The sequence below is a fragment of the Pseudomonas sp. B414 genome (assembly GCF_055408445.1).
Genome location: NZ_JBUZTQ010000016.1, coordinates 15,528 through 35,481, shown reverse-complemented (window position 1 = coordinate 35,481; position 19,954 = coordinate 15,528). Strand labels below are relative to the sequence as shown.

General features: G+C 57.8%; 19 protein-coding genes. 3 read left to right on the top strand and 16 right to left on the bottom strand.

Going from position 1 to position 19,954, the window contains the following annotated elements; genetic code table 11:
- Positions 1-134: 134 nt before the first annotated feature.
- Complete coding sequence (locus tag ACZRMH_RS15000) at positions 135-1,046, bottom strand: DMT family transporter (RefSeq protein ID WP_464014044.1); 912 nt, start codon at positions 1,044-1,046, stop codon at positions 135-137.
- 117 nt (positions 1,047-1,163) lie between these two features.
- Here ACZRMH_RS15000 and ACZRMH_RS14995 point away from each other — a divergent pair, with 117 nt between their 5' ends.
- Complete coding sequence (locus tag ACZRMH_RS14995; protein WP_464014043.1) at positions 1,164-2,069, top strand: LysR family transcriptional regulator; 906 nt, start codon at positions 1,164-1,166, stop codon at positions 2,067-2,069.
- 491 nt (positions 2,070-2,560) lie between these two features.
- A complete protein-coding gene (locus ACZRMH_RS14990; RefSeq protein WP_464014113.1) occupies positions 2,561-3,250 on the top strand; it encodes an NYN domain-containing protein in 690 nt (229 codons plus the stop codon).
- Between the two features lie 91 nt (positions 3,251-3,341).
- Here ACZRMH_RS14990 and ACZRMH_RS14985 read toward each other — a convergent pair whose 3' ends face one another.
- Positions 3,342-4,211: an NmrA family NAD(P)-binding protein gene (locus ACZRMH_RS14985; RefSeq protein WP_464014042.1), complete on the bottom strand. Its 870-nt coding sequence runs from the start codon at positions 4,209-4,211 to the stop codon at positions 3,342-3,344.
- Positions 4,212-4,325: 114 nt separating this feature from the next.
- On the opposite strand from ACZRMH_RS14985, the gene ACZRMH_RS14980 reads away from it, so the two are divergent.
- Complete coding sequence (locus ACZRMH_RS14980; protein ID WP_464014041.1) at positions 4,326-5,240, top strand: LysR family transcriptional regulator; 915 nt, start codon at positions 4,326-4,328, stop codon at positions 5,238-5,240.
- Between the two features lie 120 nt (positions 5,241-5,360).
- Here the strand turns inward: ACZRMH_RS14980 and ACZRMH_RS14975 are convergent, their stop codons facing one another.
- From ACZRMH_RS14975 to flhA, 14 genes are all read right to left on the bottom strand, one after another.
- Positions 5,361-5,753: a DUF2802 domain-containing protein gene (locus ACZRMH_RS14975; RefSeq protein ID WP_464014040.1), complete on the bottom strand. Its 393-nt coding sequence runs from the start codon at positions 5,751-5,753 to the stop codon at positions 5,361-5,363.
- Entirely contained in the window at positions 5,754-6,233 is a 480-nt protein-coding gene (locus ACZRMH_RS14970; RefSeq protein WP_019828855.1) for a chemotaxis protein CheW, read from the bottom strand.
- Between the two features lie 83 nt (positions 6,234-6,316).
- A complete protein-coding gene (locus ACZRMH_RS14965; protein ID WP_464014039.1) occupies positions 6,317-7,027 on the bottom strand; it encodes a CheW domain-containing protein in 711 nt (236 codons plus the stop codon).
- Positions 7,028-7,111: 84 nt separating this feature from the next.
- Complete coding sequence (locus tag ACZRMH_RS14960; RefSeq protein WP_464014038.1) at positions 7,112-7,900, bottom strand: ParA family protein; 789 nt, start codon at positions 7,898-7,900, stop codon at positions 7,112-7,114.
- 38 nt (positions 7,901-7,938) lie between these two features.
- Positions 7,939-8,829 (bottom strand): flagellar motor protein MotD, encoded by an 891-nt coding sequence (gene motD, locus ACZRMH_RS14955; RefSeq protein WP_464014037.1) that lies wholly within the window; start codon positions 8,827-8,829, stop codon positions 7,939-7,941.
- Between the two features lie 2 nt (positions 8,830-8,831).
- Positions 8,832-9,572 (bottom strand): flagellar motor protein, encoded by a 741-nt coding sequence (locus ACZRMH_RS14950; protein ID WP_464014036.1) that lies wholly within the window; start codon positions 9,570-9,572, stop codon positions 8,832-8,834.
- Entirely contained in the window at positions 9,572-10,711 is a 1,140-nt protein-coding gene (locus ACZRMH_RS14945) for a protein-glutamate methylesterase/protein-glutamine glutaminase (protein WP_464014035.1), read from the bottom strand. Before ACZRMH_RS14945 ends, ACZRMH_RS14950 begins: the two co-directional genes overlap by 1 nt.
- A gap of 49 nt (positions 10,712-10,760) precedes the next feature.
- Complete coding sequence (locus ACZRMH_RS14940; RefSeq protein WP_464014034.1) at positions 10,761-12,944, bottom strand: chemotaxis protein CheA; 2,184 nt, start codon at positions 12,942-12,944, stop codon at positions 10,761-10,763.
- Between the two features lie 61 nt (positions 12,945-13,005).
- Positions 13,006-13,794: a protein phosphatase CheZ gene (locus tag ACZRMH_RS14935; RefSeq protein WP_464014033.1), complete on the bottom strand. Its 789-nt coding sequence runs from the start codon at positions 13,792-13,794 to the stop codon at positions 13,006-13,008.
- 19 nt (positions 13,795-13,813) lie between these two features.
- Complete coding sequence (locus tag ACZRMH_RS14930) at positions 13,814-14,185, bottom strand: chemotaxis response regulator CheY (RefSeq protein ID WP_464014032.1); 372 nt, start codon at positions 14,183-14,185, stop codon at positions 13,814-13,816.
- A gap of 202 nt (positions 14,186-14,387) precedes the next feature.
- A complete protein-coding gene (fliA, locus tag ACZRMH_RS14925) occupies positions 14,388-15,128 on the bottom strand; it encodes an RNA polymerase sigma factor FliA (RefSeq protein WP_464014031.1) in 741 nt (246 codons plus the stop codon).
- Positions 15,128-15,955: a flagellar synthesis regulator FleN gene (fleN, locus tag ACZRMH_RS14920; protein ID WP_016781547.1), complete on the bottom strand. Its 828-nt coding sequence runs from the start codon at positions 15,953-15,955 to the stop codon at positions 15,128-15,130. Before fleN ends, fliA begins: the two co-directional genes overlap by 1 nt.
- Before the next feature lie 118 nt (positions 15,956-16,073).
- Positions 16,074-17,396 (bottom strand): flagellar biosynthesis protein FlhF, encoded by a 1,323-nt coding sequence (gene flhF, locus ACZRMH_RS14915; RefSeq protein ID WP_464014030.1) that lies wholly within the window; start codon positions 17,394-17,396, stop codon positions 16,074-16,076.
- A gap of 11 nt (positions 17,397-17,407) precedes the next feature.
- Positions 17,408-19,537 carry a flagellar biosynthesis protein FlhA gene (gene flhA / locus ACZRMH_RS14910; RefSeq protein ID WP_464014112.1) on the bottom strand — a complete coding sequence of 710 codons (2,130 nt, stop codon included), beginning with the start codon at positions 19,535-19,537 and terminating at the stop codon, positions 17,408-17,410.
- Positions 19,538-19,954: the final 417 nt, after the last annotated feature.

Below are 19,954 nucleotides of genomic sequence, written 5' to 3'. Positions count from 1 at the left end.
GTTGTCGGCCATGAACCTGGTGGAGCGGACAAGGGATATGTCGACAAGTTTCTGGTACGCTGGCAACGCACTAAAGCAGTACGCGCCTGATTGGCGACAGGTGCGTTATATCTGCATTAGGCATGACTACTGGATTATTCGCCTCGCGTGTTTTTTTTACGCGTGGTTGCAGGGATTATTTTCCAGGCCAATTTGATTCCGACAGTACCCAGAAATATAAGTGCCGCCCCAGCCACCTGCCAATAAGTAATAACATAATCAAAAAAAAGATAATCAAATACTACCGCAGAGACAGGGTAAATAAAGGACATAATAGCAATGACCGAAATATCTAACTTCTGATAAGCAGAGAAGACAAGACAGTAAAGCACAAATGTATGAACCACCCCCAACGCAACTATAAACTCCCATTCAACTGCAGACCCAGGCAGGGCTGAAAAATCAGCAAAAGGAAATAAAATAAAGACACCCACAAGTGTTTGAATCATTACAATCAACGCAGGCGGTGTATCCCCTGTAAGTTTGGTAAGAATCACAGTACCTGCATACAAGGTCGTTGCACAAAGCACCAACAACAGCCCCATCCTCTCACTATATCCTGGCAGGATAAACTTTCCATTATTGCTCATTGCCAGCAAAAGACCAACAAAGGCCAGCACACTCCAAGCAATATCGTTGCGCGTTATGCTCTGCCTCAGGAATACAACACTCAGCAGCATCACTACAAATGGATTGACATGATAAACAATAGTTGCCAACGAAATTGTAGTAACGGGAAATGCTTTGAAAAGCAATACCCAATTGATGACCATCAGAACTCCCGCGATAACGACCGGGAGCAGTATATTGACCTTGAAATATTTCGCCCTTAAATAGCCTCGCCAGTAACAGTACGGTACCAGACACAAAAAAGCGCACGCGCAACGAAAGAAAACCACATTGGCTGGTTGTTGCCCTGACTTGATGACAAACACACCAATACTGCCAGAAATAACCATGGCCAGCATTAGCTCAAGGGTCCCAAAGCATGAGCGTTTACTATCCATACAGCGCACCTTGTGTAGAATTATTTTCCATGTTTGAATACTGCCACGCTGTAAATCAGGGCACCAACTCATAGTTTTTATGACACCTATTTACGCCATTCATGCAGAGCTATCCCTATGAAAACTTCTGATTTTGAAATTGATCTTATCAGGGCTTTTGTTGCCGTTGCCGAGACACGAAATTTCACTCAGGCAGCAATGCGCCTGCACAGAACACAATCGGCTATCAGCATTCGCATAAAAAGGCTGGAAGAGCATCTGGACAGCAAACTGTTTGAGCGTAACACCAGAGGCGTAACACTTACTGATCTTGGCGAGCGTTTTTTGAGTGTTGCACAGCGTTTAATTGAAGTTAATGAAGAAGCTTACACAATCCTCAACCCAACCGTCACTGCTGGCAAGGTTGTGATAGCCACTTCGGAAACTTATGCTTCCTGCCTATTGCCCCCTGTACTGAGACTTATCCGTGACACCTTGCCGAAGATAGAGATCGAACTGCGCTGCGGGCACAGCTGGCAAATGCTGAAAGACCTTGACTCCAATTGTGACGTGGATCTGGTTATTGCCACTCAGCATCCCAAACGCACCGACGGTTTAACACTAGTGCGGGAGCGATTGCTTTGGGTCACTGGCGACAACAGCCAAGCCCATGTTGATAAATGCATCCCGCTTGCCATGTTTCCTAATGGTTGCATCTACCGCCAGGAGGCCATTATTGCACTAAATAGAGTAAGCAAATCATGGCGTATTGCTTACACCTGCATCAGCCATGAGGGTATTCTCGCTGCGGTAAGCTCAGACTGCGCCGTAAGCGTACTCATTGAAAGTGCCGTCCCTAAACACTTTCGGGTTCTCGACGAAGTCAATGGCTTCCCTGCATTGCCTGCAGTAGACGTTTTGCTTTACCAAAAACCATCCAGTTCAGGCATTCTGATCAAACACATTGCCGACACCATTCACAAACACTTTACTCTCAACGCAAAAAACACCCAAAAAAAACACACAACGCGAGACTTTGGTTAACTCGACAGTATTAAGTGCGGTGAATATTCATTTCTGAACTCTGCATTTTCGGCGCTGCAGCCATAAGCTCGAAAACGTGTCTAATGGCAGCGTGCAAACCCCAAAACTCCTGATAGGGAGGCCAGCTTGATTCGCTGGAACAACCACTGCTGTGCTCCCTTGCGTAGACGGCACTCTATTAATCCCTTGCAGTTTTAACCGTGAAAAAGCACCCCCGCCCCACCTGCTTCTCCCGTCTATGCTGCTGATAGTCAGGGCACATGATTGACGACAGCCGCGTATTTGATTTCAAAAAACTACCGCTGTCTTATGCCGCCGCAGCGTTCGCGCTAACGTAGCCACGGATCATTCGAATTGATCTTGTGTTGCGCGCAGTGTTGCGCAATAATCGGCCCACTACTCAGCCCCGTACGCAGCGATTCAGTTCGCTGGCTGTTGGGGTGAAAAAACCGGCCTTGTGCCGGTTTTTTCGTTTCCAAGGACAGGAAATCTTGCGTACCGCGTGTTTTGTAGACGGCTACAACCTTTTCTACGGCCTGTTGGCTGGCACCCACTACAAGTGGCTTGATCTCCCTGGCCTGCTGGCTCACATCATCCGTGTCGAACACCCCGACAGCTCTCTCGAGGCCGTCAGTTTTTTCACCTCCGGTGTCAAACCGTCCCTGGCCACTCGCGGCATTGCTTCAAAACAAGCTCAAGACAGCTACATACGTGCGCTGATTGCCCGTGATGTGAAGGTGTTTTATGGACGCCACCAGCTTGAATCGGGCAAGGCTCCGCGCTTTGTCGACAAGGCGACTCCGGCATCCAGAGCCGATCAGGTAGAGATATGGAAGCTGGAAGAGAAAGAGACAGACGTACATATTGCAATCAGCATGTACCGGCTTGCGGCTCGCCAGGCCCAGCTGCCACCTGAACAGCGTATAGAGCAGATTGTACTGGTGTCCGCGGATACCGATATGACGCCGGCCTTGCGGGCTCTCAGGGAGGATTTTGCAGAGTTGAAGCTGGGGGTGATCCTGCCGCACCGACAAGGTATTCAACGAACAGTTCCAGGTTCATTCAAGCAATATGTGAACTGGATACGGCACGTTGTCACGAATACCGAGCTGGCCAGATGTCAGTTACCGCACCGCGTACCCACCCGCAAAAAACCGGCCGACAAACCCGCCTACTGGTGAATAAAGAACAGCCATGCTGTAGTCCTTTAACAACTTGTATTTCTCTCTGTTGCAAATATAAAAAGCGCCCACCGCCGGGCGCACCAGTTACTTATCTATCACAAGCCCCAGCTCGCCGTACCAGCTCACACAACACGGTCTCAAGCACCACCAGCCCCTTGCGCGGTGTTCCGGAAAATTCGATCCAGCCTTCGTTGAAACCATCAATCATCTGCATCCGTGGCTGCGGGTTGCGCGCACCCTGTGCTGTAAACAAGCCACTCCAATCCTCGCGTGGCACCACGCTCATCGTCACCGGCTTGCCCAGCAATTGGCTCAGGCTCGCGGCAATCTGGTTGGGCGTGACGCGCTGAACACTTTCCAGCTCAACAATGCGCAACCCTTCCCACTGCTCTTGCAATAACTCGGCGCCAACACGCCCGACATCCGCTGTGGCAATCATCGGTACCGGTTTGTCCAGCGGCTGCAAGAAGCTTGGAACCACCCCGTTCTCAACGGCCGGAGCAATATCCCACACGGCGTTTTCCATAAACCATCCGGGGCGCAGAAAGGTCACCGGCATGCCCAGTGAGCTCAGGCCTCGTTCCAGCAATTGCAGCTGGTTAAGCAGGTTGGGCTGAGTAACATGAGCACCGATGGTGGACAGGCAAACGACCTTGGCGGGCCGGCCACGCTCTAGCGCCTGCCGGATATTGTCGATGATCAATCGTGCTTCGGGAAACCCCGGCAAAGGGTCGAAGTTCGACGGCATCATGATAAACACCCCTTCTGTACCGCTGAACGCCGAAGCCATGGCCTGAGCATCGTCCACTTCGGCCAATGCCACTTCACAGCCCAATTGCGCCCAGCTTTCGCCCTTTTCGGCGCTGCGTACAACTGCCCGCACCGATTGCCCGGCACCGAGCAAGGCCCGGGCAACCGCGCCCCCCACTTGACCAGTAATGCCTGTGACTGCGTACATATGTGCTCCTCCTCGATTTGCACGACGACTGTCGTGTCGGGAAGAATTATCCGGCGCATTCGCCTCATACTTCGATAGCATGAGTATCATTGAATACATGACGGAGAATCACCAATGAGCTTCGATCCGGGTCTGGCTGGCGGCATGGGTGTTTTGAGCGCAGTGGTAGACAGCGGCAGTTTTGCCAGAGCTGCCGACAGTCTGGACATGACCCCCTCAGGTGTAAGCCGGGCGATATCGCGGCTGGAAAAGCGCCTGGGCATTCGCCTGTTCGATCGAACCACGCGCTCGGTACAACTGACGGATGAGGGCCGCCGTTTCTATGAGCAAATCGCCCCGCTGCTGGCCAGTCTCGAAGAAGCCGCCAACTCAGCTGCCGACTGTGCGCTGACGGTATGTGGGCGCTTGCGTGTGAATATCGACCCGTACTTTTCCAGACTGGTACTCGGTCCGGTACTCGGTCAGTTCATGAGCCGTTATCCGCAATTGCAGCTGGATTTACACACCAAGGATCAGTTGGGTGATCTGGTGGCAGATGGTTTTGATCTGGCCATTCGCTTTGGCTATCCGCAGTCGTCGTCACTGATTGCGCGCAAGCTGATGGAAGTCAGGGTGTTGACAGTGGCCGCACCGGCTTATCTCAAGCGTCATGGCAGGCCTTCAAGCCCGCAGGAGCTTGAGAGTGGTCAGCATATGTGCATCGATTTTCGCGATTCGCAAACAGGCCGGCCTTTTGCGTGGGAATTTCATCGTCCCGGTGAAAAGCTGATTGTGCGCACCGATGGCCGGCTGGTGATCAATGATGCCAGTACGCTATACAGCGCCTGTGAACATGGCCACGCAGTAGCACAAATGCTGGATCTTGGGCTGGAGCCAGCACTCAAGGCGGGCACCCTGGTGGAATTGTTTCCCGACTGGCCGAATGAGCGGTTTCCGCTGTATGCCTTTTACCCGTCGCGGCATCTGCCGGCGGCCAAAGTGCGGGCGTTTCTGGAGTTTGTCAGTGAGCTGAGTTCAACGACGCGCTGAACCTGTGGGAACGGGCTTGCTCGCGATGCAGACGACGCGCTGTAACTGTCAGACCAGGTTGATGCAATCGCGAGCAAGCCCGCTCCCACACGATCCGACTCGTTCCACAATATCGGTCCTTTAACCCTTGTACATCTTGCTCATCAGCTCGGCCTCAGCCTGGGTCAAGCCGCACGCCTGGGTCAGTTCATCGACGCTGGCGCCCATGCTGACCAGGCGCGCGGCCTGGTTGAAGGACAGGCTGGTGGGGTCACGCTGCTCCAGTTGGGTCAGCTTCTCGGGCAGCGGTGCGACCACGGCGCGCAATTCGTGCAGGGCTTCACCCATTTGCACATTGCCGTTCTGGTAGGTGTCCAGGCGCCGCGCCATTTCCCGCAGGCGCCGGTCACGCTGCTCATCGTCCGCCGCCTGTTGCGCCGCAAGCACGCGCTGGCGGCGCACATGGCTGATAAACAGCCACAGGGTCACGGCCCACAACAGGCCCAGGACGATTACCGCCGCCTCAAGGATCAATCAGATGTTCTCCAGATCTGACCATTCTTCCTCAGTCATCATCTTGTCCAGCTCAACCAGAATCAGCAGTTCGCCGTTCTTGTTGCACACGCCCTGGATAAACTTGGCCGATTCGTCGTTGCCCACGTTAGGCGCCGTTTCGATTTCCGACTGACGCAGGTAAACCACTTCCGCCACGCTGTCGACCAGAATGCCAACCACTTGCTTGTCGGCTTCGATAATGACGATACGGGAGTTATCGGTAATTTCAGCGTTGTACAGACCAAAACGCTGACGTGTATCTATGACCGTTACCACGTTGCCGCGCAGGTTGATAATGCCCAGCACGTAGGAAGGCGCACCGGGAACCGGGGCGATTTCGGTGTACCGCAGCACTTCCTGCACCTGCATTACATTGATGCCGTAGGTTTCGTTGTCCAACTTGAAGGTAACCCATTGCAGGATCGGATCTTCCAAACCCTGTGCAGCTGACTGTTTCATACCCCAAACCCCTGACTGAAATACCGCAAAGTTCTGATGACTGGCGGCTCACCCGCACGGGCGAGCAGCAACCAGAATTGTTTTTATGACTTGCCCTTGGCGATCAACTCGGCCAATTGCTCAACATCCAGCAAAGCGCACATATGCTCAATCACAGTGCCCGCCAGCCACGGCCGCTGCCCGCGCTGGGAGCGCCATTTGATTTCGTTGGGGTGCAGGCGCAACGAACGGCTGACCTGATGCACGGCCAGCCCCCATTCATGACCCTGTACGGAAATAACGTATTGCAGGCCTTCGCGAAAATCAGCGCGATAGCGTTCAGGCATCACCCAGCGCGCCGTATCCAGCACATTGAGCTTGCCACCCTGGCTGGGCAGGATTCCCAGAAACCAGTCCGGCTGCCCGAACAGCGGGGTCAGTTCACGCCCGGCCAGGGAGTAGATCGAGCCCAGGCACACCAATGGCACCGCCAGGGTCAGCCCGGCCACGTCAAACAGCAGGCACTCGAAGGGTTCGGCGGCCCACGCCGGGCGACCGTCGTCGGGTATGGGCAGATGCGCACCCGGCGCGCTCGGGCGATGAACCTCTACCAAGGGATGGGCCAGCGCCTGCGCAGGCACGCCGACTTCGGCCAGTTCCACCGGCATTGCCAATTCAGCGGGTGCCTCGGCAATCTGTTCCGGCTCCGCGGGTTCAGCCGCTTCCAGCGCTTGCGTTGCATCAAACAGCAAGTCGTCGAGATACGACTGCAAGGCCACTTGCGATCGGTTGGAAAGTGCTATCGGCTGCGTCATAAAGTGCCCCACTCAACAGCCTCGCGACAGAGACTTGTAGTCGTTATCGGCCATGCACGACCGATACTTGAATGCCTGCCCACTTCACGCCACCTGCGGTGCAAGCTGGCGGGTCAATACGTGTTTGAGCAACGCACGGTAGGCGATCACCCCGCGGGTCTTGTCATCGAACTGCGAAGGCGTCTGCCCTGCCCGGCTGGCATCGCGCAAACGGGTATCGACCGGAATAAAACCCTGCCACAAGGTCTCGGGATACACATCGCGCAACACCCGCAGGGTACTCATCGATGCCTGGGTGCGGCGGTCGAACAGGGTCGGTACGATGCAGAACGGCAGCTCCTGCGCACGCGAGCGATTGATCATGCGCAGGGTATGAACCATGCGCTCCAGCCCCTTGAGTGCCAGATGCTCGGTCTGCACCGGAATGATCAACTGTTGGCTGGCCGCCAGCGCATTGACCATCAGCACCCCCAGAATCGGCGGGCTGTCGATGATCGCGTAGTCATAGTCCTGCCACAGTTGCGCCAGGCTGCGCGCAATCACCAGGCCCAGGCCACTTTGCCCCGGGGCTTGACGCTCCAGGGTTGCCAGTGCGGTAGTGGCAGGCAGCAAGGCAATCTTTTCGTGGCTGGTGGGCAGCAGTAATTGCGCAGCCAGGCCTTCAGGCACCTGGCCCTGATGCAGAAACAGGTCATAGACGCTGTGTTCCAGGCCATCGGGGTCATAACCAAAGTAACTGGTCATGGAGCCGTGGGGGTCAAGATCGACAATCACCACACGTTTGCCCGCCTCTGCCAGCAAACCGGCCAGGGCGATGGATGTGGTGGTCTTGCCGACTCCACCTTTTTGATTGGCTACTGCCCAGACTCTCATTCAGTTGTTCCTCCCGGCTGCATGCGTGCCGGCCGAGATTATAGGTTTGGTGACGGGGAATTGACGGCATCCCCGCGAACCAGCGGCTGTGGTTGTGGCGGTGCAGTTTGTGTGCCAGCCCGCTTGAGGGCAGCATCCGGTGTTGCATGTGCAGTGCCCGTACCGGTCAGGCTGCGGCGTACTTCAAGGTTACGCGACACCACCAGTACTACCCGGCGATTGAGTGCGCGCCCCTCTGGCGTGGCATTGTTGGCCACCGGCTGAAACTCGCCGTAGCCCACCGAGGCCATGCGCCCGGGGTTGACCCCCTGCATCGCCAGCATGCGCACGATACTGGCCGAGCGCGCCGACGACAGCTCCCAATTGGTCGGGTACTGCGCGGTGCGGATCGGCAGATCGTCAGTAAAACCCTCGACATGAATCGGGTTTTCGAATGGCTTAAGGATCGCCGCTACCTTGTCGATAATGGTGAACGCCGCATTGCTGGGCATGGCATCGCCGCTGCCGAACAACAGGCTGGAGTTGAGTTCGATCTCGACCCAGAGCTCATTGCCGCGCACCGTCAATTGTTTGGAGGCAATCAGGTCGCCAAAGGCATTGGTGATGTCATTGGCAATGGTCTTAAGCGGGTCGTCGGGCACTTGGCCAAGGCCGGCATCGGTATGCTCACTGTCCTTGATCAGCGGTTGCGCAGGCTGGGTGGTCAGCGGTCGCTCTTCGCCAATGGGCACCGGCTTGATACTGCGCTCGGTGTCATTGAACACCCCCACCAGCGCCTGGGAAATTACCCGATACTTGCCTTCATTGATCGAGGAAATCGAGTACATGACCACGAAAAAAGCAAACAGCAAGGTGATGAAGTCCGCGTAGGACACCAGCCAACGTTCGTGATTGACGTGATCATCAACGGAGCGACGGCGCCGACTCATGGTTAACCCGTAAAGCCTTGCAGTTTGAGTTCGATCGAGCGCGGGTTCTCGCCTTCGGCAATCGACAGAATGCCTTCGAGCAACATCTCGCGGTACAGCGACTGGCGCATGGCAATCGCCTTGAGCTTGCTGGCAATGGGCAGCAACACCAGGTTGGCACTGGCCACGCCGTAGATGGTGGCGACAAAGGCCACGGCAATACCGCTGCCCAACTGCCCCGGGTCGGCCAGATTACCCATCACATGGATCAAGCCCATGACCGCGCCGATAATGCCGATGGTCGGCGCGTAGCCGCCCATGCTTTCAAACACTTTCGCCGCCTCGATATCGCGGCTTTCCTGGGTCATGTAGTCGACCTCCAGGACGCTGCGAATGGTTTGCGGCTCAACCCCGTCGACCAGCAACTGCAGGCCCTTGCGGGCATAGCTGTCGGGCTCGCTATCGGCCACGCCTTCAAGGCCCAGCAGGCCTTCCTTGCGCGCCGTCAGGCTCCAGTTGACGACGCGATCAATGCCGCCCGTCATGTCGATACGCGGCGGAAACAGAATCCATACCAGGGTTTGCATCGCCCGTTTGAACGCACTCATGGGCGACTGCAGCATCGCCGCGCCCACAGTACCGCCCAGCACGATCAACGCTGCCGGGCCATTGGCCAGGGCGCCCAGATGGCCGCCCTCCAGGTAGTTGCCGCCGATAATCGCGACAAACGCCATGATGATGCCAATCAGGCTGAGCACGTCCATCAGTGGCAAGCCTCGGCCAGATGCCTGCCGATATCGTCGAGGCTGTAAACAGCATCGGCCAGGTTGGCTTTGACGATGGCCATGGGCATGCCATAAATCACGCAGCTGGCTTCGTCCTGTGCCCACACCTGGCTACCGCCCTGCTTGAGCATACGGGCACCTTCGCGACCGTCTGCACCCATGCCGGTGAGGACTACCGCCAAAACTTTGTCACCAAAGGACTTGGCCGCAGAACCGAAGGTAATATCCACGCAGGGCTTGTAGTTCAAGCGCTCATCGCCTGGCAGGATGCGTACCGCACCACGACCGTCGATCATCATCTGCTTGCCGCCCGGGGCCAGCAGGGCCAGGCCGGGGCGCAGGATATCGCCGTCTTCGGCTTCCTTGACGCTGATGCGGCACAGCTTGTCCAGGCGCTCGGCAAAGGCCTTGGTAAACGCGGCGGGCATATGTTGCACCAGCACGATCGGCGCCGGGAAATTGCCCGGCAACTGGGTCAAAACCCGCTGCAAGGCCACCGGGCCGCCGGTCGAGGTGCCAATGGCTACCAGCTTGTAGGCCTTGCGTTTGGGCGCAGCTGAAGCGGGTGTTGACGCAGCAGCGCCACGGCTGGCAATCGGCGTGGTGCGCGCCGGGGCCGGGGAGGCAACAGGGGCAGGTACAACAAAACCGCCCAGCGCAGGCCGGGCCGCAGGAGGCGGGGCTACCGGCACCGGTGCGCTGTAACTGGACATTCGACGATTGCTGCGCGAGATGCTGTGTACCTTCTCGCACAACATCTGCTTGACCTTCTCGGGGTTGCGCGAGATGTCTTCGAAATTTTTCGGCAGGAAATCCACCGCCCCGGCATCCAGCGCATCGAGGGTGACGCGGGCGCCCTCATGGGTCAGCGAGGAAAACATCAGTACCGGGGTCGGACAGCGCTGCATGATATGGCGCACGGCCGTGATGCCATCCATCAACGGCATCTCGTAGTCCATGGTGATCACGTCCGGCTTGAGTGCCAGGGCCTGATCAATCGCTTCCTTGCCATTGGTGGCGGTGCCGATCACTTGAATCGTCGGATCAGCCGACAGAATTTCCGAGACGCGGCGGCGGAAAAAACCGGAATCATCCACCACCAGGACCTTGACTACCATAAACACTCCGTTAGGCGTTGCGGGGCGTCACTGCCCCGACTCACCAGAATCAAATACGCCGTGATGCGTAATGCTTGAGCATGCTCGGAACATCCAGGATCAAGGCAATACGGCCATCACCGGTAATGGTGGCGCCCGACATGCCGGGCGTGCCCTGGAGCATTTTGCCCAGCGGCTTGATCACCACCTCTTCCTGACCGACCAGTTGATCGACCACAAAACCGATGCGCTGGGTGCCGATCGACAGAATCACCACATGCCCTTCGCGCTGCTCTTCATGGGCCGCAGAGGCCACCAGCCAGCGCTTGAGGTAGAACAATGGCAGGGCCTTGTCGCGCACGATCACCACTTCCTGGCCGTCCACCACATTGGTGCGCGACAGGTCGAGGTGGAAGATTTCGTTGACGTTGACCAGCGGGAAAGCAAACGCCTGATTGCCCAGCATCACCATCAGGGTCGGCATGATGGCCAGGGTCAGCGGCACCTTGATCACGATTTTCGAGCCACGGCCCAGGGCCGACTCGATGCTCAACGAGCCGTTGAGCTGGGCGATCTTGGTTTTCACCACGTCCATGCCCACGCCACGCCCGGACACATCGCTGATCTCGGTCTTGGTCGAAAAACCCGGAGCAAAGATCAGGTTGTAGCAGTCGTTCTCGCTCAGGCGATCGGCGGCATCTTTGTCCATCAGGCCTTTTTTCACGGCCAGGGAACGCAGGAAGTTGGCGTCCATGCCTTTGCCGTCATCGGAGATCGACAGCAGGATATGGTCGCCTTCCTGCTCAGCCGACAGGATCACCCGGCCACAGCTCGGCTTGCCGGCGGCGGCACGTTCTTGCGGGGTTTCGCAACCGTGGTCGACGGCGTTGCGCACCAAGTGGACCAGTGGATCGGCCAGGGCCTCGACCAGGTTTTTGTCCAGATCGGTCTCTTCGCCCACCAGCTCCAGGCTGATTTCCTTTTTCAGCTGACGGGCCAGATCCCGCACCAGACGCGGGAAGCGCCCGAAGACTTTCTTGATCGGCTGCATGCGCGTCTTCATCACCGCGGTTTGCAGGTCGGCAGTAACCACATCAAGGTTGGACAGCGCCTTGGCCATCTCCTCGTCATGGCTGTTCAGGCCCAGGCGCACCAGACGGTTACGCACCAGCACCAGCTCGCCGACCATATTCATGATGTCGTCAAGCCTGGCGGTATCGACCCGTACTGTGGTTTCAGCTTCGGAGGCGACCGGTTTTTCCGCCGGCGCCACCGCAGCGCGGGCCGGGGCCGCGCGCGCAGCAGCAGCAGCAGCAGCAGCCACAGGCTTGACCGCTGCAGGCGTGGCCACGACCGCAGCAGAGTCGGCACTGAACTTGCCCTTGCCGTGCATTTCATCGAGCAAGGCTTCGAACTCATGATCGCTGATCAGATCCGGGTTACCTGCAGGCGCTGCATCCGTCAGCGCAGGTTCAACTGCTGCAGTCTCCAGCGCATCGGCGCTGAACGAACCCTTGCCATGCAACTGATCAAGCAAGGCTTCGAATTCGTCGTCGGTAATTTCGTTACTGACTTCGGCGGGCGTGGCAGGTGCCTCTTCGGGCACAGCGGCAACCACCGCAGCATCCGCAGAAAACTGGCCCTTGCCGTGCAACTGGTCGAGCAGCAATTCGAATTCGGCGTCGCTGATTTCGTCGCTGGTCGCGATCTCAGCCGATGCCGACGCGTGCGGCTCGGCTGCAGCCGCCTTGACCGCATCGAGCGAGTCGAGCAACTGTTCAAATTCGCTGTCGCTGATATCGGTCACCGGGGCTGTAACTGCAACCACCGCCACAGCTGCGGGTGCAGCCACAACCTGCGCCGCCGCAGGCTCGGCCAAACGTGCCAGCGCCGCCAGCAACTCGGGGGTTGCCGCAGTGATCGGGCGGCGCTCGCGCACTTCGCTGAACATGCCGTTGACCGCATCCAGGGCCTCAAGCACCACGTCCATCAACTCGGCGTCGACGCTGCGCTCACCCTTGCGCAGGATGTCGAAGACGTTTTCGGCGATATGACAGCACTCCACCAATTCGTGGAGCTGCAGGAAGCCGGCGCCCCCTTTTACAGTGTGAAAACCGCGAAAAATGGCATTGAGCAAATCCGCATCATCCGGTCGGCTTTCCAGCTCGACCAGTTGCTCGGACAGCAACTCCAGAATTTCGCCGGCTTCAACCAAAAAATCCTGAAGGATTTCTTCATCGGCGCCGAAGCTCATGTACGTGCTCCTTGAAATAGGCTCGTAGCGCCGGGCAACAGCGCCCGCACGTCCACCAGTCCTAAAAACCTAAACTGGACAGCAAATCGTCTACATCATCCTGACCGGATACGACGTCATTACGTGTATCGGCATGAATCTGCGGACCTTCACCCTTGGCCTGGTTTTTTTGCGAATTATTTTCAGCGCGCAGTGCATCGCGGTCGTGCTCGATCCCGGCAAAGCGGTCCACCTGGCTGGCCATGAGCACCAGCTTGAGCAGATTGCTCTCAACATCCGTCACCAATTGCGTCACGCGCTTGATCACCTGACCGGTAAGGTCCTGGTAATCCTGAGCCAGCAAAATATCCGTAAGGTTGGCGGAGACCACCTGGTTTTGCGTTTCGCTGCGTGTCAAAAAACTGTCAACCCGACGCGCCAGCTCGCGAAATTCCTCGGCACCGACTTCGCGACGCATAAAGCGCCCCCAGTCTGCACTCAGGGCCTTGGCTTCCTGACCCAGACCGTTGACCAGCGGTGTGCTGTTTTCCACCAGGTCCATGGTCCGATTGGCTGCCGCTTCCGTGAGCTTCACAACATAGGCCAAACGTTCGGTGGCATCCGTGATCTGCGACACTTCTTCGGCTTGCGGCGTGCTCGGATCAATATGAAAATTGACAATGGCACTGTGCAGTTCTCGGGTCAGCTTGCCGACTTCGCGATACAGCCCGCGATCGCGGGTCTGGTTGAGTTCGTGAATCAACTGCACGGCATCGCCAAACTGGCCTCTTTCAAGGCTTTCGACCAATTCGTGAGCATGTTTTTTCAGGGTCGATTCAAAATCGCCCTGTGTAGCTTCGTTATGCTCCATAGCGCCCCCAGGCAACCGATCAACCGATGCGATCAAAGATCTTTTCGATTTTGTCTTTGAGTGCAATCGCCGTGAACGGCTTGACTACATAACCGTTCACACCGGCCTGGGCCGCTTCGATAATCTGCTCGCGCTTGGCTTCAGCGGTCACCATCAGCACCGGCAGGTGCTTGAGTTTTTCGTCTGCACGCACATGGCGCAGCAGCTCGATACCGGTCATGCCCGGCATGTTCCAGTCGGTCACCAGAAAGTCGATCTGCCCCAGGTTGAGGATCGGCAACGCCGTGATGCCGTCATCCGCCTCGACCGTGTTGGTGAACCCGAGGTCACGCAACAGGTTTTTAATGATCCGCCGCATCGTTGAAAAGTCATCAACGATGAGGATTTTCATGTTCTTGTCCAATTCGACCTCCAAGCAGTCTTTAGCGCGCTCACTTCCTGAACGCGCCATTCAATCAATTCGTTATCAAACACAGCCTAAATCGACTGTGGGAGCGGGCTTGCTCGCGATGCGGGCGGCGCGGTTTTTCTGATTCACCGTGTCGATCCCATCGCGAGCAAGCCCGCTCCCACAATAAGTGCGCGCCTTGCCTTCAGTGCGCCCGCCACTGCCCCAGGCGTGCACGCAGACGTGCGGCGCACTGGCTGTGCAACTGGCTGACCCGGGACTCGCTGACCCCCAGCACTTCGCCGATTTCCTTGAGGTTCAGCTCCTCGTCGTAGTACAGCGCCAGCACCAGCCGTTCACGCTCGGGCAAGTGGGCAATTGCATCGGCCAGGGCGGCCTGGAAGCGCTCGTCTTCCAGATCCCGCGACGGCTCCGGGTGGGCACTTGCGCCATCTTCATGCAGCCCTTCGTGTTCGCCGTCCTGCAACAGATCGTCGAAACTGAACAGGCGGCTGCCCAGGGTGTCGTTCAAGATGGCGTAATAATCATCAAGGCTTAACTGGAGTTCGGCCGCAACTTCATGATCTTTAGCGTCACAACCGGTTTTTGCTTCAATTACCCGAATGGCATCACTGACCATGCGCGTATTTCGATGCACCGAGCGCGGTGCCCAGTCGCCCTTGCGCACTTCATCGAGCATCGCGCCACGGATGCGAATCCCGGCATAGGTCTCGAAACTCGCACCCTTGCTCGCGTCGTATTTACCCGACACTTCCAGCAGGCCGATCATCCCGGCCTGGATCAGGTCATCCACCTGCACACTGGCCGGCAAGCGCGCTAGCAGGTGATAGGCAATGCGCTTGACCAGGGGCGCGTAGCGCTCGATCAGCTCATACTGGCTGTCACGCGACGACTTGCTGTACATGCGATAGCCGCTGGCTGTCATTAAAAGCGCCCTCCTGCTTGCTGCACCAGACGCTCGACAAAAAACTCCAGGTGCCCCCGGGGGTTGGCGGGCAACGGCCAGGTATCCACTTTCTGTGCAATGGCTTTAAACGCCAACGAACACTTGGAGCGCGGAAACGCTTCGTAGACGGCGCGCTGCTTTTGAACGGCCTTGCGTACGCATTCATCGTAGGGCACGGCGCCCACGTACTGCAGGGCCACATCCAGAAAGCGGTCGGTGACCTTGGTCAGCTTGGCAAACAGATTACGGCCTTCCTGCGGGCTCTGGGCCATGTTCGCCAGCACACGAAAGCGGTTCATGCCGTAATCGCGGTTGAGCAGTTTGATCAGCGCATAGGCATCGGTGATCGAAGTCGGTTCGTCGCAGACCACCAGCAGCACTTCCTGGGCGGCGCGGACAAAGCTGACCACCGACTCGCCGATCCCGGCGGCGGTGTCGATCACCAGCACATCCAGGTTATCGCCAAGGTCGCTGAACGCCTGAATCAAGCCGGCATGCTGGGCCGGGCTCAGATGCACCATGCTCTGGGTGCCCGAGGCCGCCGGCACGATGCGAATTCCGCCAGGGCCCTGGAGCAATACGTCGCGCAGCTCGCAACGCCCCTCGACCACATCGGCCAGGGTGAATTTGGGGGTCAGGCCCAACAGAACATCGACGTTCGCCAGCCCCAGGTCCGCGTCCATCAACAGAACGCGCCTGCCCAGCTCGGCCAAGGCGATGGACAAGTTGACTGACACGTTAGTTTTACCGACGCCACCCTTGCCGCCGGTCACTGCGATCACCTGTACGGGATGCATGCTGCCCATGATCTTTCTTTACCTTGTCTTACTTAGACGCGGCTACATGCGTTGGCTGCTCGTTCCCCAGCGGAACAAAACCTTCAGACCATCAGATGTAGGTACATTGCAACGTAATCTTGCTACCTCAGCCAACCCGCTTGGGCGGGCTGTGGTAAATATCAGCGAACATGTCAGCCATGGCTTCTTCGCTGGGTTCTTCCTGCATTTGCACACTCACTGCGCGGCTCACCAACTGGTGCCGCCGCGGCAAGTGAAGGTCATCCGGAATCCGTGGCCCGTCAGTGAGGTAGGCCACCGGCAGATCGTTACTGATCGCCAGGCTCAACACTTCGCCCAGGCTTGCTGTTTCATCCAGTTTAGTGAGGATGCAACCGGCCAATCCGCAACGCTTGTAACTGAGGTACGCGGCCGTCAGCACCTGCTTCTGACTGGTGGTGGCCAATACCAGATAATTCCTGGCCTTGATCCCCCGCCCGGCAAGGCTTTCAAGCTGCAGGCGCAGCGCCGGGTCGCTGGCTTGCAGGCCAGCGGTATCCACCAGCACCACGCGCTTGCGCACCAGCGGCTCCAGGGTCTGCCCCAGGGACTGGCCGGGAGCAACGTGGGTCACCGGTACATTGAGAATCCGCCCCAGGGTCTTGAGTTGCTCCTGGGCACCAATACGAAAACTGTCCATGCTCACCAGGGCGATATTCTGCGCGCCGTACTTGAGCACATAACGCGCCGCCAGCTTGGCCAGCGTGGTGGTTTTACCCATCCCGGCAGGGCCGACCATGGCAATCACCCCGCCCTCTTCCAGCGGCTCCAGCTCCGGCGTGGCGATCATTCGCGCCAGGTGCGCCAGCAGCATCCGCCAGGCCTGGCGTGGTTCTTCGATACCCGCCACCTGCGCCAGCAAATCCCGCGACAGCGGCCCGGACAGGCCGATACGCTGCAAGCGGCGCCACAGATTGGCCTGCGCAGGCTTGGCATCCTGCAACTGGCTCCAGGCCAGCGAGCCGAGCTGGACTTCAAGCAACTCACGCAGGCCATTCAACTCGTGGCGCATATTGTCGAAAGCACGCTGATCGATCGTTGGTGCGGCGGGCACTGGTGCAGGGCGCGGCGGCTCTTGCAGGGTCGGTTCAATCAACGGCTCGGCGGCGGTCAGCGGCAACCCGGCAAACAGCTGCCGGTTATCGCCAGCACCGGCCTCGCCGTCACCGCGCAGGCTCAACTCGGCCTGGGCCGAAACAATCCGCGACTGGGTCTTGCGCAACTCTTCTTCAAGCTCGATGTTCGGTACACGGGGTGCCAGCGCGGACAACTTGTAGTCCAGGGCCGCAGTCAACTCAACGCCCCCGGCAATCCGCCGGTTACCGATAATGGCAGCGTCGGCCCCCAGCTCATCACGAATCAGCTTCATGGCCTGACGCATATCGGCGGCGAAAAATCGCTTCACTTGCATAAACCAAACCCTCAGCCGTTAGGGCCTACTGTCGCAACGATCGTGACCTGCTTGTTGTCAGGGATTTCCTGGTAAGCCAGTACATGCAGGTTGGGCACCGCCAAACGGCCAAAGCGCGACAGCATCGCGCGTACCGGGCCTGCCACCAACAAGATAACCGGGTTGCCTTGCATCTCCTGACGCTGAGCAGCGTCGATCAACGAGCGCTGGAGTTTCTCTGCCATGCTTGGCTCCAGCAAAACGCCCTCTTCCTGGCCTTGTCCGGCCTTCTGCAAACTATTGAGCAATATTTGTTCCAACCTTGGCTCCAAGGTGATCACAGGCAGCTCGGACTCAACGCCTACAATGCTTTGCACGATGGCGCGGGACAGCCCCACCCGTACCGCGGCAACCAAAGCGGCAGTATCTTGACTCTTATGGGCATTGTTGGCGACGGCTTCGGCAATGCTGCGAATATCGCGCACCGGCACCTGCTCGGCCAGCAAGGCCTGCAATACCTTGAGCAACTGCGACAGACTGAGAACCCCAGGCACCAGCTCTTCAGCCAGCTTGGGCGAAGACTTGGCCAGCAACTGCATCAACTGCTGCACTTCTTCATGACCGATCAGCTCATGGGAGTGTTTGTACAGAATCTGGTTAAGGTGCGTTGCCACCACAGTACTGGCGTCCACTACGGTATAGCCCAGCGACTGCGCCTGACTGCGCTGACTGACCTCAATCCATACCGCTTCCAGACCAAAGGCCGGGTCTTTGGTGGTAATCCCGTTGAGGGTGCCAAATACCTGGCCCGGGTTGATCGCCATTTCGCGGTCGGGGTAGATCTCGGCTTCGGCCAGAATCACCCCCATCAGGGTCAGGCGGTAGGCACTGGGCGCCAGGTCGAGGTTGTCGCGGATATGCACAGTGGGCATCAGAAAGCCCAGGTCCTGGGACAGCTTTTTACGCACGCCCTTGATCCGCGCCAGTAACTGGCCACCCTGATTGCGGTCCACCAGCGGGATCAGCCGATAGCCGACCTCAAGGCCGATCATGTCGATGGGCGTGACATCATCCCAACCCAGCTCCTTGGTCTCTTGAGCACGCGCAGGCGATGGCAGTAGCTCCTGCTGGCGCTGCACTTCTTGCAGGGCCTGAGTCTTGACCACGTTCTGCTTTTTCCACATCAGATACGCTACGCCACCGGCGACTGCAGCCAGGCTAAGGAAGGAGAAGTGCGGCATGCCCGGCACAATCCCCATTACCGCCATCAGGCCTGCCGACACTGCCAACGCCTTGGGCGAAGCGAACATCTGGCGATTGATCTGCTTGCCCATGTCTTCGGAGCCCGAAGCACGGGTCACCATGATCGCGGCAGCAGTGGACAGCAGCAGCGATGGCAGCTGCGCCACCAAACCGTCACCGATGGTCAGCAAGGCATAGACCTTGCCCGCTTCGCCAAAGGTCATGCCGTGCTGGAAGATACCCACGGCCATGCCACCGATCAGGTTGATAAACAGAATCAACAGACCGGCAATGGCGTCACCGCGTACGAATTTGCTGGCACCGTCCATGGAGCCGTAGAACTCGGCCTCCTGGGCGACTTCCTGACGGCGCATCTTGGCCTGGTTCTGATCGATCAGCCCGGCGTTGAGGTCGGCGTCAATGGCCATTTGCTTGCCGGGCATGGCGTCGAGGGTAAAACGTGCACTGACCTCGGAAATACGCCCGGCACCTTTGGTCACCACCACAAAGTTGATGATCATCAGGATCGCAAACACCACGATACCCACTACATAGTTGCCGCCGATCACCACTTCACCGAAGGCCTGGATCACCTTGCCGGCTGCGGCGTGGCCCTCCTGGCCGTGGAGCATGACCACCCGGGTCGAGGCCACGTTGAGCGCCAGGCGCATCAGGGTGGCGACCAGCAGAATAGTGGGGAATACCGCAAAATCCAGAGGCCGCAAGGCATAGACGCACACCAGCAGCACCACAATCGACAGCGCAATATTGAAGGTAAAAAACACATCCAGCAGGAACGCCGGGATCGGCAACATCATCATTGCCAGCATCACCAGCAACAACAACGGCACACCCAACTGCCCCTGCCCCAAACCGGCCAGGCCGCTGCGTGCGGTGTTGATTAACTGAGAGCGATCCAGGGACATTGCGACAAACCTTTAGCAAACTTTTGACGCCGTATGCGCCGTAGAGCCTGCCTGTGCAAGAACCCTTCCAACTTTGGCCATTGGCCATATCAAAATCAAAAGCCCCCCCCTGACCTCAATGCTGTTCACTTAAGAGCAACGCTACTCAATTGTGGGAGCGGGCTTGCCCGCGATGGTCTTCTGGGCGCCGCATTTACTAAGTAAATGCGCGTCATCGTTTACGATCATCGCGGGCAAGTCGAATCGTCGCACCGCCGCTCCCACAGGGGTTGAAATCGCTTAAGTGAACAACATTGCCCCCCTGACCTAACCAAAAGGCACTTGGATGGGAGCTGGCTTGCTCGCGATGCCCGTAAACGATAGCCCGTGCTTACTGGCTAATTGCGCCCTTGCTGAAACTTTCGCGAGCAG